This is a genomic window from Sinorhizobium americanum, assembly GCF_001651855.1.
Classification (GTDB): Bacteria; Pseudomonadota; Alphaproteobacteria; order Rhizobiales; family Rhizobiaceae; genus Sinorhizobium; species Sinorhizobium americanum.
In genome coordinates this window covers 1-12,966 of the sequence record NZ_LNQC01000079.1, presented here as the reverse complement: position 1 = coordinate 12,966, position 12,966 = coordinate 1, and the positions used below count along the sequence as shown (strand labels likewise).

The 12,966-nt window shown below is 57.8% G+C and carries 13 protein-coding genes and 1 pseudogene; 5 read left to right on the top strand and 9 right to left on the bottom strand.

Annotated elements, in window-relative coordinates; genetic code table 11:
- Positions 1–171: 171 nt before the first annotated feature.
- From ATC00_RS27420 to ATC00_RS27410, 3 genes are all read right to left on the bottom strand, one after another.
- On the bottom strand, positions 172–1,710 hold the full coding sequence (locus tag ATC00_RS27420) for a sugar ABC transporter ATP-binding protein (protein WP_064255176.1): 1,539 nt from the start codon (positions 1,708–1,710) through the stop codon (positions 172–174).
- Between the two features lie 179 nt (positions 1,711–1,889).
- Positions 1,890–2,876 (bottom strand): LacI family DNA-binding transcriptional regulator, encoded by a 987-nt coding sequence (locus ATC00_RS27415; RefSeq protein ID WP_064255175.1) that lies wholly within the window; start codon positions 2,874–2,876, stop codon positions 1,890–1,892.
- 335 nt (positions 2,877–3,211) lie between these two features.
- Positions 3,212–4,198: a LacI family DNA-binding transcriptional regulator gene (locus ATC00_RS27410; protein ID WP_037380879.1), complete on the bottom strand. Its 987-nt coding sequence runs from the start codon at positions 4,196–4,198 to the stop codon at positions 3,212–3,214.
- A 91-nt stretch (positions 4,199–4,289) separates the two neighbouring features.
- On the opposite strand from ATC00_RS27410, the gene ATC00_RS32395 reads away from it, so the two are divergent.
- Positions 4,290–4,517, top strand: coding sequence for a hypothetical protein (locus ATC00_RS32395; protein WP_153045297.1), 228 nt, complete (start codon positions 4,290–4,292; stop codon positions 4,515–4,517).
- 53 nt (positions 4,518–4,570) lie between these two features.
- Here ATC00_RS32395 and ATC00_RS27405 read toward each other — a convergent pair whose 3' ends face one another.
- Entirely contained in the window at positions 4,571–5,551 is a 981-nt protein-coding gene (locus ATC00_RS27405; RefSeq protein ID WP_064255196.1) for a Gfo/Idh/MocA family protein, read from the bottom strand.
- A 382-nt stretch (positions 5,552–5,933) separates the two neighbouring features.
- Here ATC00_RS27405 and ATC00_RS27400 point away from each other — a divergent pair, with 382 nt between their 5' ends.
- The 4 genes and pseudogenes from ATC00_RS27400 (at position 5,934) to ATC00_RS27385 (ending at position 9,481) form a co-directional block, all read left to right on the top strand.
- Positions 5,934–6,827, top strand: a complete 894-nt coding sequence (locus tag ATC00_RS27400) for a LysR family transcriptional regulator (RefSeq protein ID WP_064255174.1) — start codon at positions 5,934–5,936, stop codon at positions 6,825–6,827.
- A 102-nt stretch (positions 6,828–6,929) separates the two neighbouring features.
- Positions 6,930–7,949: a threonine ammonia-lyase gene (locus ATC00_RS27395; RefSeq protein WP_082912591.1), complete on the top strand. Its 1,020-nt coding sequence runs from the start codon at positions 6,930–6,932 to the stop codon at positions 7,947–7,949.
- Positions 7,942–9,009: a DUF4392 domain-containing protein gene (locus ATC00_RS27390; RefSeq protein ID WP_064255173.1), complete on the top strand. Its 1,068-nt coding sequence runs from the start codon at positions 7,942–7,944 to the stop codon at positions 9,007–9,009. The genes ATC00_RS27395 and ATC00_RS27390 overlap by 8 nt, the downstream gene beginning before the upstream one ends.
- A gap of 8 nt (positions 9,010–9,017) precedes the next feature.
- A pseudogene (locus tag ATC00_RS27385) lies at positions 9,018–9,481 on the top strand (RidA family protein).
- A 421-nt stretch (positions 9,482–9,902) separates the two neighbouring features.
- Here the strand turns inward: ATC00_RS27385 and ATC00_RS27380 are convergent.
- Genes ATC00_RS27380 through ATC00_RS27360 form a run of 5 tightly spaced genes read right to left on the bottom strand, consistent with a single transcriptional unit; the run spans position 9,903 to position 12,816 of the window.
- The gene (locus ATC00_RS27380; RefSeq protein ID WP_064255172.1) at positions 9,903–10,196 is read right to left on the bottom strand and encodes a putative quinol monooxygenase; all 294 of its coding nucleotides are present in this window, start codon (positions 10,194–10,196) and stop codon (positions 9,903–9,905) included.
- Positions 10,197–10,238: 42 nt separating this feature from the next.
- Positions 10,239–10,706 (bottom strand): OsmC family protein, encoded by a 468-nt coding sequence (locus tag ATC00_RS27375; protein WP_064255171.1) that lies wholly within the window; start codon positions 10,704–10,706, stop codon positions 10,239–10,241.
- A gap of 58 nt (positions 10,707–10,764) precedes the next feature.
- A complete protein-coding gene (locus tag ATC00_RS27370; RefSeq protein ID WP_064255170.1) occupies positions 10,765–11,589 on the bottom strand; it encodes a putative hydro-lyase in 825 nt (274 codons plus the stop codon).
- Positions 11,590–11,622: 33 nt separating this feature from the next.
- Positions 11,623–12,039 (bottom strand): GlcG/HbpS family heme-binding protein, encoded by a 417-nt coding sequence (locus ATC00_RS27365; RefSeq protein ID WP_064255194.1) that lies wholly within the window; start codon positions 12,037–12,039, stop codon positions 11,623–11,625.
- 21 nt (positions 12,040–12,060) lie between these two features.
- Complete coding sequence (locus ATC00_RS27360; RefSeq protein ID WP_018238032.1) at positions 12,061–12,816, bottom strand: SDR family NAD(P)-dependent oxidoreductase; 756 nt, start codon at positions 12,814–12,816, stop codon at positions 12,061–12,063.
- Between the last annotated feature and the right edge of the window lie 150 nt (positions 12,817–12,966).

Here is a 12,966-nt window from a genome sequence, read left to right as displayed (position 1 = left end):
CTGTTTCGAGTGGTTTCTTGATGCGGTTAAGACCTTAGCTCACGAACGCTGAAGACCTGCCGATGGAAGGTTTCGTGGACCTTTCACAGGTCAGACCTTTGTTTTTCGTGGCACCAGTCCCAATCGATGCACACCAGTCGCTTCAGCGGGTCTCTGCCGCCACCGTGGTGATCATTGTGCTGCAAGCTCCATGATCTTTACCTGATCGGCTTCAGCGCGATCCAAAACGCCGGACAAACGCCCCTGACGTATAGTCATGACACGGTCGCTCATCCCGAGGATCTCGGGCATCTCCGAGGAGATCATGATCACCGCCAGGCCTTCGCCGGCAAGATTAGAGATCATGCGGTGGATTTCCGCCTTAGCGCCGACGTCGATACCCCGGGTAGGCTCGTCAAGAATAAGGATGCGCGGCTTCGTCAACAGCCAGCGGGCGATAAGTACCTTCTGCTGGTTGCCTCCGGAGAGATTCAGGATCAACTCCTCCATATTTGGGGTTTTGACCCTCAGCGCGCTTGTCATGGCATCACAGTCGCGGGACAGCCGTGTTTGATCGACGAAGCCGCGCCGGACATAGCCGCTGCGCAGCGCCGCCATCTGCATGTTTTCCTGGATGTTGAGAAGCAGAAAACAGCCGGACTCCTTGCGTTCCTCGGTGAGGAAGGCCATGCCATGTTCCATGGCGACAGCAGGCGAGTCCACAACCACCTTTTTGCCATCAATCTCGATAGTACCCGAGGTCGCCGGGGTGACGCCAAAGATTGTCTCGGCAATATTGGAACGCCCCGCACCAACCAGGCCTGCGATGCCGAGGATCTCGCCGGCTCGTAAGTCGAAGGAAATGCCCTCGAAGACGCCTGCCAGCCCGAGATTGCTGACTCTCAGGATGACGTCGCCAATCGGGGCGGGTGTCTTGGGAAACATCTGCGAGAGCTCGCGGCCAACCATCATTCGGATAACGTCGTCGCGGGTGACCTCGTTGGCGGCACTGGTCGCGATGTGCTTGCCGTCACGAAAGACCGAGACCTCATCGGCAATTTCGAAAAGCTCGTTCATCTTATGCGTTATGTAGATGATCCCCTTTCCGGCTTCCCTGAGTGTTCGGATGATCCGGAAAAGGTGCTCCACCTCGCGCTCGGTCAGAGTCGAGGTAGGCTCGTCCATGATCAGGACGTCTGATTCATAGGAAACCGCTTTTGCGATCTCGACCATTTGTCGGCTGGCGACGGAGAGCTTACCGACTTGCTCGTCCGGGTCTATATCGATCCCGAGTCGGTCGAAGAGTTCCAGCGTGCGGCGGCGCAACTCGTCGTGGTCTATAAACCCGAACCGGTTCTTCGGCTCGCGGCGAATCCATACGTTCTCCGATACCGTCATCGGCGCCATGAGGTTGAGCTCTTGGTGGATCATCGCGATGCCGTTGTCGAGCGCGTCGAGCGGGCTGTTCAGCCGGATCGACTGGCCGCGCCACTTAAATTCCCCGGCATCCGGCGTGTAGATGCCGGCAATGATCTTCATCAATGTCGACTTGCCGGCACCGTTCTCGCCCATGAGCGCATGCACGCTGCCGCGGCGGACCCGGAAAGAGACATTGTCGAGCGCAACGACCCCCGCAAATTCCTTGCGGACGTTTTTGACCTCCAAGAGATACTCGGAGTTAGGCAGCGCACCCGTTTCGCGAACGACCTTGATTGTAGATGGTGACAGCATGCTGTTAGCCTTTCACGCTCCGCCCTTCGGCGTGGACCTGATAGAATTGATGCGCCGCAACTTCGAAACTCGCCCGAGACCGATCGGCTGGTTATTGGCGATCTCATTCATTTTCTTCTTTTCCCCGCTGCACTTCGGTGTCCGGTAAGTGCTGTTGCTCCGGCCCCCTTGCTGCTCCTCTAAGCAGACTGCCGGATCGTCAGTGAAAAGGGCAGGATAACGGTCCGGTTGTGATCGTTCGTGGCGGGCGCTTCGTTGATCAGCTCCGCAATCGCAGGGCCGAAATCGAATGCCGGAACCTTGACGGTCGTGAGCCAAGGAGCAAGCCACTCGTTCACGCGATTGTCGTCGAACCCGAAGATGATCAGATCTTCGGGAATCCGCATGTTCCTCTCCATGGCGGCCCGATAAACGCCGTAGGCGATCATGTCGTTGGCACAGAAGACTGCGTATCGACGGCTGCGGTCAGCCAGAAGAAGCGAACCTTGCTGGTAGCCGGCCGCCATCGTGAAAGCGCACTCGAACCGGAGGACTTGGCGCATCTCACCGACACCGGCGAGAAAGCCCTCAAGGCGCCGACTGCTTCCCGGATAGTGCCGTGGCCCGTGAATTGCCACGCAGTTCTCGTAGCCATGCTCGATGAAATAGCGTCCGACCGCGAAGCCGCCGGCGAAGTTATCGACCCCGACATAGGGAGCGACAATGCCGGGCGCGGGCCGGCGATTCACGAATATCAGGTTGTTTTGCCGCTCGGCCATCTCGCGCAATCGCGGTGTATCCATTGCGCCCTGTAGAACGATCGCTCGCGCCCGCAGGCCCTGCGCATCGGCGAGCAGGCCGTCTTGCTTCTCAGCATTTTCAGCCGTGTTCGCGAGTACCAATGAAAGTCCAATACCTTTGAGCGCATTCTCAACCGACGCTGCAACATCGGCGGTAAAGAGGTTGGTGGCATCGGGTACCAGCATCACCACGACCCGGCTGCTCGCCAGGCGGAGCGAGCGCCCGATCTCCGACGGCGTGTAACCGAGCTCCTCTGCGGCACTGCGTACATTCTCAATGGTCTCAGGGGCAATCGCGCTCGTCTTGCCTGTGAAGAACCGCGAAACCGTGGCGGTGGAAACCCCGGAAAGGCGTGCTACATCGCGGATAGTCGGCGGCTTGGCCATGTTAGTTTGTCCAGATGTTCGAGGAGGTCCGCGATCGTCCTACTTGGATTGCGAGTGCTATTTGTTTCGTGATTGAAACGGGCCCTGCCGATCGGCGAATGCTCACCTTTCACACTCCTCTGCCACGCGCATTCAAACGTCCATGAATTTCCCATTCCCATAATGTAAACGTGTACACTATGCAAAATGACTATGTCAACGATTACATTGCGGGGATTAGTTGGGGAAGTGAATAATGGATGTGATGCCAAAGTGATCCCAAATAGGCAATCCGAGGGTAAGGCCCGGCTTTGGCAGCATGTGCGCTCGCTGTTTTTGCGAGTCCCTGCCCTGTTCTAAGCAGACTTTCTGATCGTCAGCGTAAACGGAAGAATAACGTTTCTATTTGGGTCGTCCGAGGCGATCGGCTCATGAATGAGTTTGGCGATGGCAGGGCCGAAATCGAACGCCGGGACCTTCACGGTGGAGAGCCAAGGCGCCAGCCACTCGTTCAACCGATTGTCGTCGAAGCCGAAGATCACGAGATCGTCGGGCACGCGCATGCTCTTCTCCATGGCGGCGCGATAAACCCCATAGGCAATCATGTCGTTGCCGCAAAATACCGCATATCGACGGCTGTGATCAGCGAGCAGCAACTGGCCTTGACGGTAACCCGCCTCCATGGTGTATGCGCTCTCAAACTGGAAAACAGGGCGCTCCTGCTGGAGACCGGCAAGGAAGCCATCAAGCCGCTCAGTGCTGCCGGAGTAATGGCGTGGTCCGTGAATCGCAACGCAGTTCTCGTACCCGCGCTCCACGAAATAGCGCCCGACGGCGCGACCCGCCGCGAAGTTGTCGATGCCCACGTAGGGAGCGATGATTCCCGGCGCCGGGCGACGATTGACAAAAATAATGTTGTTCTGCCGCAAAGCCATGTCACGCAGTCGCGGCGTATCTATTGCACCTTGCAGCACAATCGCGCGCGCCCGCAGACCTTGTGCGTCGGAAAGTAGGCGATCCTGCTGTTCCGCGTTTTCGGAAGCGTTCGCCAGCACCATAGAGAGGCCGAAATCCTTCAGCGCCTGTTCGACCGACGCCGCAACATCCGCAGTAAATGGATTTGTTGCATCGGGAACCAACATCACGACCACGCGGCTGCGGGCCAGGCGGAGCGAGCGCCCGATCTCTGATGGCGTATACCCAAGAGCCTCGGCGGCGTTGCGCACACTCTCGATGGTTTCGGGCGAAATCGCATCAGTCTTCCCGGTGAAGTATCGAGACACTGTGGCGGTCGATACACCCGACAGGCGTGCCACGTCGTGGACAGTCGGCGGCTTGCTCATCTAAACTCACTCAATCCAAAGAGAAAATCGTCGCCGGGGCTGCGTAGCCCATGCAGTGCCGTATACACGGCGTGGCATTTGATCAAGTACAATGACCAACGTCAACGATTACATGCCGCGGCTCTCAGGGTTCCATCCGAAAGGCGGTGTGCCTCTGAAAAATGGTACTCATCAGGTGAGAACGAACAAGGAGTCCGTCATGGTCATTTGCTCCACCCAGCGCGACAAAGGCGTGGTAGGTTTGTCCAATCGAGGGAACGAATGCCTATTAAGCGATACAGCCGGCGCCGATGACAGCATATCCGACCACTGCGCTTGAATGCCCATCAGCGTTGCAGTCCGCGAGCCGATTGGCCTTTTTTATGAGGCCAGTCACATTGCGTAGAATGCGGGACGTGCTTCAATCGTTAGCTGCGCTGTGGCGTTCGCTCCGAGTGCCGCGACGATCTGTTCTGCCAGAGACGTGGTGACATATCCGTCCCACGCGCCAGCCCCGTGACTGGACTCACCAGTTCTTACAGATCTTACCCAAGCATTCATCTGGCTTGTGTAGGCATTTCGGAAGCGTGGTACCCAATTTTCTGGATAAGTTGCGCTGTGCTGACCAGCGAGATTCCTGACGGTGGCGGTTGGGAGGGCGGTCTCGATGGTTCCATTACGGCCGACGAGCTGCGAATGCACATGATAGCCGTAGCCGCAGTTCATGAAGATCTCGGTTGAAACGATCTCGCTGTGGTCGGTTTGCATTGTGATCATCAGCGGGTCACCACCCGGTCCGGAATAAACCCGTGCCGACACCATCTCCGAGCCGAGCAGCCACCGACTCATGTCGATCTCGTGGACAAAGGCATTTGTCACCGACATCGGTCCGCTGAACCATGCAGGCACGACGGGATTGCGATGGACGTTGTGCAGGATGACCGGCTTTCCAACTTCCCCTGCTTCACGCAGCCGTTTCATCTCTACATAGGACGCATCGAAGCGCCGCATGTAGCCAACTTGAACCAGTCTCCGCCCTTTGGCGACCTCTGCCTCGACGACTTGAAGCGCCTCGGTCGCGGTGAGTGCAAGAGGCTTTTCGCACAGCACTGGCTTACCCACTTCGATGCAAGACAGCACGAGGCTGCCGTGCATGGCATCCGGCGCGGCGATCACGACGGCGTCGACCTGATCGGCGTTGATAAGGGCGAGTGGATCCGTGAACACCTTACTTCCGGCACCGGCGGCGCGGGCGCGGCCTTCATCAGCATCGCAGACGGCGGCAAGATGCGCGTCGCTGGTCTCCTCGCGAAGAATGCGGGCATGTTCGGAGCCCATCACCCCGGTGCCGATAACGCCAATCGCGACGCTCATTTCCCACATACCCGAATGGAATTGCGGGTTGAGGCAGCAGAATTTCCGATGCTCGTTGTCATCCCTTTTATCTTCCTTCCTATTGAGGACGGCGTTCCTGCGCATGGCCCGTGGTGACGTGCTCGCACTCACGCGCAGGGAGTTGAGCCAAAGCAGTTTCCGGTTGGTAGAATTCAGAGGGTTGGGCACGGCCTGGGCTCATGTCAACGTATACGAGACGGGATTTGCGTCTATGTCAACGATAACATTCAGTTTACAGTAGGAGGAGAGCAATCCTCGAAGTGATGGCAGCTCAGCTAGCATTCGGGTCTAATGAACCCGTCCAGAAGTGCGGGGGCGCGTGCTGCGCGCCGGCAGGCGCGAGAGATTATGGGAAGGTAGGATGTTCAGCCTAAGAAGCCTGGAAGTCTTTTATTGGGCAGGACGCCTGCGCAGTTTCTCCAAGGCAGCAGAGAAACTCAACACTACGCAGCCGACAATCTCACAGCGGATTGGGGCGATGGAGGAACTAGTCGGCGAACCTCTGTTCGATCGAATGGCGAAGCCCATAGCTCTGACAAGGGTTGGACGAACCCTATTTGGCCATGCAGAATTGCTTCTGCGGCAGGTCGTTGCCATGGAGCGCGATCTTGAACTCAATCGGCACCTGCACTGCAGGATACGCCTTGGGGTCTCGGAAACTATTGTTCATACGTGGCTTTCGCGATTTCTCGAACAGGCCTCGCGCCGGTTTCCAAACATAGACTTCGACATGACGGTGGACGTCACGCCGTCGATGCTCGTTGCCCTGCAAAACGGCGAAATCGACATCGCACTGATGTTGGGACCCGCAGTCCTCGAAGGTTTCACCTGTGTAAAACTCAAGGACTACCCTCTGCGGTTCTATGCGATCCCCGGGCTCGTCACGGGCGAACCGCTCACATATCAGAAAGCTCCGACCGTCCCCATTTTGACCTATCCTCGTAATACCTACCCATTTGACTATCTCCGGGAGCTGATATTTGAAAAAAGCGGTCAACCCCCTCGAATCTTCGCAAACTCATCGATCTCGACAATCGAGAAACTGGCGCTCGACGGCATAGGCGTTGCACTTGTTGCAGAAGGCACTCTCGGTGCGGCAAAGGACGGCAACATTCTTCAGCCTGTCCCAAGCGAAATAGACCTCCCCCCCTTGAGGTTCTACGCGTTCTACCCGTTAGGCTTCGGCAGCGAAATGCTTGAGGAACTTGCGGCGATTGCGCAGCGCGTTGCCAGTGAGGACTCCCACGCTGAATGAGGACGCATTACATCTCCTTATGCCGATCGATCAGGGATTATAATTTTACTTTAAGTCATCGCTGAGCTTGTCTTGGAGCATATACCGTCTTTGGAGCTCCAGGTGACAGTTCAACCTCCACTCGACCATTTCGAACCGACTGCAGATTCAATCCAAGCGGCGCGGGATCGTATTGGGAAATATGCGGTGCGTACGCCGATCCTAGAGAGTCAGGAGCTGAACCGGCTGGTTGGAGGACGTGTGCTCATCAAGCCGGAGAACCTGCAACGTTCCGGCTCCTTCAAGCTTCGCGGCGCCCTGAACAGGGCCTTGCAGCTCAACGCGGCGCAGCGTGATTGCGGCATTGTGACGTGGTCGTCAGGCAATCACGGATTGGCAATCTCGTTTGTAGCCAGAGAACTTGGGATTCGAGCCACTGTTTTGATGCCTTACGACGCTCCCAAGACGAAGGTGGAGGGTGTGCGGCAAAACGGCGCGAGCGTCCGGCTCTACGACAAAACCAAGGAAGATCGTGAAGAGATCGGCGCGCAAATCGCGGCTGAGAGCGGAGCTGTCATCGTGCCGCCCTATGACGATCCGTACGTCATTACCGGCCAGGCGACCCTCGGTGCGGAAATCGCCCACCAAGCTGCTGAAATAGGTGTCTCGCTTGATGTTGCGCTGTTTTCGTGTTCCGGCGGAGGGCTTGTTTCAGGCGCTGCTTGCGGAGTTCACACTCTCATGCCGCGGGCGGCAATCTATAGCGTTGAAGCCGCAGGTTTCGACGGGATGGCGCTTTCGCTTGCCGCCGGTGAGCCGCGAAAAGCGCCCGCGCTTGCCACATCGATCTGTGACGCTCTGCTGGTCCCTGCTCCGGGCAAATTGACGTTCCCGATATGTCGAAAGCATCTCGCCGGCGGGCTGTCTGTCGACGACGACGAGGTGAAGGAGGCTATCCGCTTCGCCTATCGTGACCTGAAACTCGTGGTCGAACCCGGCGGGGCGGTAGCATTGGCCGCGCTGTTGGCCGGCAAGTTGGAAATCACGGGAAAAACCGCCGCGATACTGGTCAGCGGCGGCAACGTCGATTCTGACAAGTTCGCCAACTACCTCACCAACGTATCGGAACCTGAACATGCTTGATCTGCAAAGTGCAAAGGGCGAGAAAATCGCCCGGACTATCGAGAATTTCATGACGCTCGATCTCACAGGCGTCGGGCTGATCGGCAAGATTTATGAGGCGCTTCAAAGCCGCCAGCCCGGCCCGGCTTGCATGACGGCCGCCAAACTGATTTGCGACCGGGTGCGCGACCATGGCGGTCCGATTGTCATTGCCACAGGCTTTCCCGAGGGGGCCGGCGTCCCTGAGACCGATGGCCCCGTGGGTGCAGCGCTCATGGCGCGTGCATTCTTCCTGGGGCTGGGTGTTGAAACGATCATCCTGACGGACAACGACTGGGTTGAAATGATGATCGGGACTTGCCGGGGAGCCGGCCTCTCTCCCCTTCCCTTCCCCGAATCTGGCGTAATCCAGTCGGTCGAGTTCATCCGACCGGTCTACATTCGCAGCGTGCCGAAGGACGATGCAGGCTGCCGGAAGATTACGGACTCTCTGCTCGATGTAACCAGACCGTCCCTGGTCATCTCGATTGAGCGCCCGGGAAGAAATGACCGTGGCCTCTATCATGGTCTCGGTGGACGGCCGCTCGACGGTCTTGTCGCCGATCTCGATCAATTTTTCCTCCGCGCGAAGTCCGAAGGCGTTCCGTTCGTTGCAATCGGCGACGGAGGAAACGAGTTGGGGATGGGCGTGATCGCAGAAGAACTCAAGGTCTTTTCACCGAAGGCCAAGGATAGTGGCCATCCGGGACGTGGCGGTGTGGCGGCGGCAACGGCAGCCGACCACCTGATCGTTTCGAACGTCTCGAACTGGGGGGCCACCGGCCTTATCGCTGCCCTTTCGGCACTGCTTGAGAAACCCTCGATTTTCCACGACGGCGAACTGGAGCGCCGGTGCATAGAACAATGCGTTTCCTTCGGCGGCGTCGACGGCATGTTCATGGGCCCCGAACCGGCGGTGGACGGCATTTCCGCTACCGAGTGGGCAGGCCTTGTGACCACGTTGCGCAACACGCTAGAGCGCCTCGCCGGCAGGGTTGTGGGCTGGAAGGGCGATAGCGGCGATTGGCGCCAACTGAAGTGAGAACAGGGATGGGGATCGTTGATGCGCGCTTGACCAGCCTCGGTCTGGAGCTTCCCGAAGAAAATCCTCCTCAAGGGAACTATGTTCCCTTTGTCCAATCGGGTGCTCTGGTCTTCGTCGCCGGCCAGGGCCTCGCAAGGGTGGTCAGCTGATCTGCAAGGGCGTTATTGGCGATAATTTGACCGTCGCGGATGGCCAGGCAGCCGCCCGCCTTTGCGCATTGAATATATTGGGACAGTTGCGCTCCGCCTGCAGCGGTGACCTTGATCGGGTCGTACGGCTCGTCCGGGTCGCGGGGCTTGTCCGTTGCACTCCCGATTTTGAAGACCAGGCAAAGGTGCTCAACGCAGCCTCGGATCTAATGTGCGATGTTCTGGGTGTGGACGGCCGTCACGCCCGCATTGCCTCGGGGACACACGCGCTCCCCTCGGGCATGGCCGTGGAAATCGAAGCTGTTGCCGAGATTCGTTAGTGAAGCGAAAGCTCTGCCTCGAGGCACGAATGGCGGCCGTGTCTATGCTGAAACAGCTAGGTCAGCGAATGCATCACGGTAGCTAGTTCTCTCCTTCGCATCGGAGGAGGTCAAGCCGGTTTAGTCTTCCTCATACCCATGGAAATCTGGATGGTGTTGGAACGCCCGTCGCAACGGCGTTGGTTCCGCTTTTGCGGAACCAACGCTGCAAGCGGCAAGAACAGCCTTCAAGGCGATTGGGCGATAGTGCACCGAGAGATCGGGAGCTTTCTGATGGCCTTTATCCATGTTGGAAGTCATCCGACAGTCCTTTAATCTGGCAATTCCGGTAAATGCTGCTCTCGCCCACCGATATCTTGGCCGTCCGGCCGGACGGGGCCGTATTCGCATTCGCGATCCAAGCCGATGAAGGTATCCAGGCTTAAGAGATGTGCCTGTACTTATTGAGCGTGACCGACTGGATCCACTGGCCGGCTTTTGCGCCGAATGCCTTCATTGATTCCGTATTGTTGTGCAGGTCGAGCGACTGCTCATCGTCCCAGATCTCATAAAAGAGGAATTCTCCGGGGCGCTCGAGCGAAACGTGCAGATCGTATTGGATGAAGCCTGGCTCCGTGCGTGCGATGGAAACCAGTTCCATCAACCCGTCTCTAAGGAGGTCCTCTTTTCCTTGATGCGCGATGACCACTGCGACAACTACAAGCTTTTCCTTCATGTATCGCCTCTCCTTCACAGATTTTCGTGGGTTGATCGCATGTCAAGCATCAGCTAGCTGTGGTTCCAACTCGATGGATACTTTCGACCTAATTGAATTTGCGATGAAGCAGCCTTTGTGCGCGCGGTGATGCAACCGAGCCAGAGCGTCGCGATCGGGTTGCTTTTCAGAACTGAAGGAGACTCTAGGCCGAAGCGTGATCGACGATACCCAGTGGAAACCTACAGGGCTTTTGGCGACGGTGCCGATGGCTTCGTCGACATAAGTGCTGACCGTATATCCGCTTCCTTCGCAAATCGCGAGGAAGTACAGCATGTGGCAACTTGCGAGCGCAGAAACGAGCAACTGTTCTGGATCGGCCATTTCGCTGTTGCCCAAGTAATCCGCGGCTGCCGAGACAGGGATGGTTACCTGAGGGCTGATGATTGACTTATGGTCGCGGCTGTATGTGCCGGGTTGTTTGGTATGCTCAGTCGCGCTCCATTCAACGCGCACGATGTGTTCAGACATTGGTAGCTCTCCAGTTGATGCCGTGAACGGCGGGCACGTCTCGGCGCCCAACTTCGGTTCAGTTTCTCGGGGCCTCTTTGCCGGGCGGACCCGCAAGATCCGCTGGCAAATCGGTGACGAGCATAAAGCCCGGCTCATGTGTGATCGCCAGATCCAATTTCGCCTGCTGAAGTGCGAGCTGCGGCGTTACCCCACAGGCCCAGAAGCCGAGTATGTCACCCGGTTCGATAACCGGCGGATCGCCGTAATCTGGCCTGCTTATGTCTTTGATGCCAATGTCGGCGGGATCGCCTATGTGAACTGGGGCGCCGTGGGCAAGCGGATAGCGGTCCGACAAGATGATCGCCTGGATGGCATCGGCCGGCCGAAATGCCCGCATGGACACCACCATCGATCCGGCAAAGGGCCCCGCAGGGTTGGTAGGCAGATTCGTCGCGTACATCGCAACGTTGCGATTGGCACTGATGTGACGGATATCGATCCCAGCGCGAAGGATCGCGCTCTCAAACGAGAATGAGCAACCAAGCGCGAACGTGACGAGATCGTCACGCCAGATGTCCGAAAGGTTTGCTATTGTCTCCGTATGCTCGCCCGACCGATAGACTCGATATCGAGCCACGTCTGTGCGAATGTCAATCGAGCCTAATTCAGGCAAGCCCGGATCGCCCGGCTTGCCAATGCCGAGGAGCGGGCAACTTTTGGCATTGCGCTCGCAAAATAGGCGGAAGTCGGATGCATGCCGCTCAGGCAAAATCACCAGATTGGCTTGCATGAACCCTTCGGCAAACCCGGTGGTTGGGACGCGAAGGCTTCCTTCGCGGATCATCTGTCGAACTTCAGAAGCCGACATGGATGCCTTTGCTGCAACTGATTCCGTTGACATGCGACCCTCATAGGCAGTGAAAGAAAGATAGGGCTAGTGCTGCTGCAGCGCCGACACCATCACCTCTGCGATCGCTACGTCGGCATCCACCGGTCCCCCCGACGCGCCAACCCCCCCGATGACGGTCTTGCCGTCGTGGACCGGCAATCCGCCGCCGAAGACAACAAATGGCCTGCGCCCGCCGAGCGCATCAAGCCCATAGAGCGCTGCGCCCGGCTGCACGATTTCGAGCCAGTTTCCGGAAGGCGAGCGCAGGGCCAGAGCGGTATATGCCTTGCCTTGAGCGATCTCGACTGTGGAAAGCGCGGCGTCGTCGACGCGCAAGAACGCCATCAGGTTGCCGCCGGCATCCACGATTGCGAGAGAAGAAGGCTCACCAAGCTGCCGTGCTTTCGCCGCGCCGACCTCAATGGCTTTGAGCGCCGATTCATGCGTAATCATCTTCGCCATTTTCATGCCCTCGCCGTTGCCTTAGTTGTAGATTCCGCCGTCGACATTGATCGACTGAGCTGTGACGTACGAAGCCTCATCCGAGGCGAGATAGACGAACAACGGCGCGACCTCTTGCGGTGTGGCCTGTCGTCCAAGCGGGATGACCGTCGGAACCAGGGCTTCCTGCTTGTCTCTGCCACCGATGTAGTCGATGGCCGGCTGGTTGAACGGGGTATCAATCCAACCCGGGCAGACAGCGTTTACACGGATTCCGTCGCGAGCCAGTTCGAGGGCGAGCGTTGTCGTCAACCCAATGACTGCGGCTTTCGATGCCGAATAGGCTAGCAACCCCGGCGCGCCACGCTTGCCGGCAAGCGACGACATCATCACGATCGAAGACTTGGCAGCAGCACGGAGGTGTTTGACGGACTCGCGCGCAAAAATGAAATTGGCCCGGACGTTGATCGTGAAAACCTTGTCCCAGTTGCTGGTACTAAAATCTTCCACTTTGCCCGAGAGTTGGACGCCTGCATTCAGGCACAGCGTGTCCAACCCTTTCATCCAGGCGACCGATTGAGCGATCGCGTCCTTGATTTCGTCTTCCTGCGAGATATCCGCTTTGAAAAAGCGGACTCGCTCGCCAAAACGCTTCTCGACTTCGGCACCCTTGGCTGCATCGATGTCGACCACAGAAACTGTTGCACCTTCGGCCACGAATGCCTCAAGTATGGCAAGACCGATATTCGCCACGCCTCCGGTCAAGAGAACGCGCTTGCCTGACAATCGTCCGGACATGGATTTGCTCCCAATTAGAACCACTTCATTTCACAAGGCATCGGTAAAGCGCGTGCTCATCCGCGCTGGATGTTCTCCAGAACCGCTTCGTTGACGGCGGATGATGCCTCCATCTGCGGCATGTGGCCGACGGCCGGGATGATGCGCAGC

Bases quoted from the DNA above. Each gene is read 5' to 3' on its own strand.
- ATC00_RS27420 (WP_064255176.1), bottom strand. From the start codon at position 1,710: ATGCTGTCACCATCTACAATCAAGGTCGTTCGCGAAACGGGTGCGCTG.
- ATC00_RS27400 (WP_064255174.1), top strand. From the start codon at position 5,934: ATGTTCAGCCTAAGAAGCCTGGAAGTCTTTTATTGGGCAGGACGCCTG.
- ATC00_RS27415 (WP_064255175.1), bottom strand. From the start codon at position 2,876: ATGGCCAAGCCGCCGACTATCCGCGATGTAGCACGCCTTTCCGGGGTT.
- ATC00_RS32395 (WP_153045297.1), top strand. From the start codon at position 4,290: ATGACCAACGTCAACGATTACATGCCGCGGCTCTCAGGGTTCCATCCG.
- ATC00_RS27365 (WP_064255194.1), bottom strand. From the start codon at position 12,039: ATGGCGAAGATGATTACGCATGAATCGGCGCTCAAAGCCATTGAGGTC.
- ATC00_RS27390 (WP_064255173.1), top strand. From the start codon at position 7,942: ATGCTTGATCTGCAAAGTGCAAAGGGCGAGAAAATCGCCCGGACTATC.
- ATC00_RS27370 (WP_064255170.1), bottom strand. From the start codon at position 11,589: ATGTCAACGGAATCAGTTGCAGCAAAGGCATCCATGTCGGCTTCTGAA.
- ATC00_RS27360 (WP_018238032.1), bottom strand. From the start codon at position 12,816: ATGTCCGGACGATTGTCAGGCAAGCGCGTTCTCTTGACCGGAGGCGTG.
- ATC00_RS27405 (WP_064255196.1), bottom strand. From the start codon at position 5,551: ATGAGCGTCGCGATTGGCGTTATCGGCACCGGGGTGATGGGCTCCGAA.
- ATC00_RS27410 (WP_037380879.1), bottom strand. From the start codon at position 4,198: ATGAGCAAGCCGCCGACTGTCCACGACGTGGCACGCCTGTCGGGTGTA.
- ATC00_RS27380 (WP_064255172.1), bottom strand. From the start codon at position 10,196: ATGAAGGAAAAGCTTGTAGTTGTCGCAGTGGTCATCGCGCATCAAGGA.
- ATC00_RS27375 (WP_064255171.1), bottom strand. From the start codon at position 10,706: ATGTCTGAACACATCGTGCGCGTTGAATGGAGCGCGACTGAGCATACC.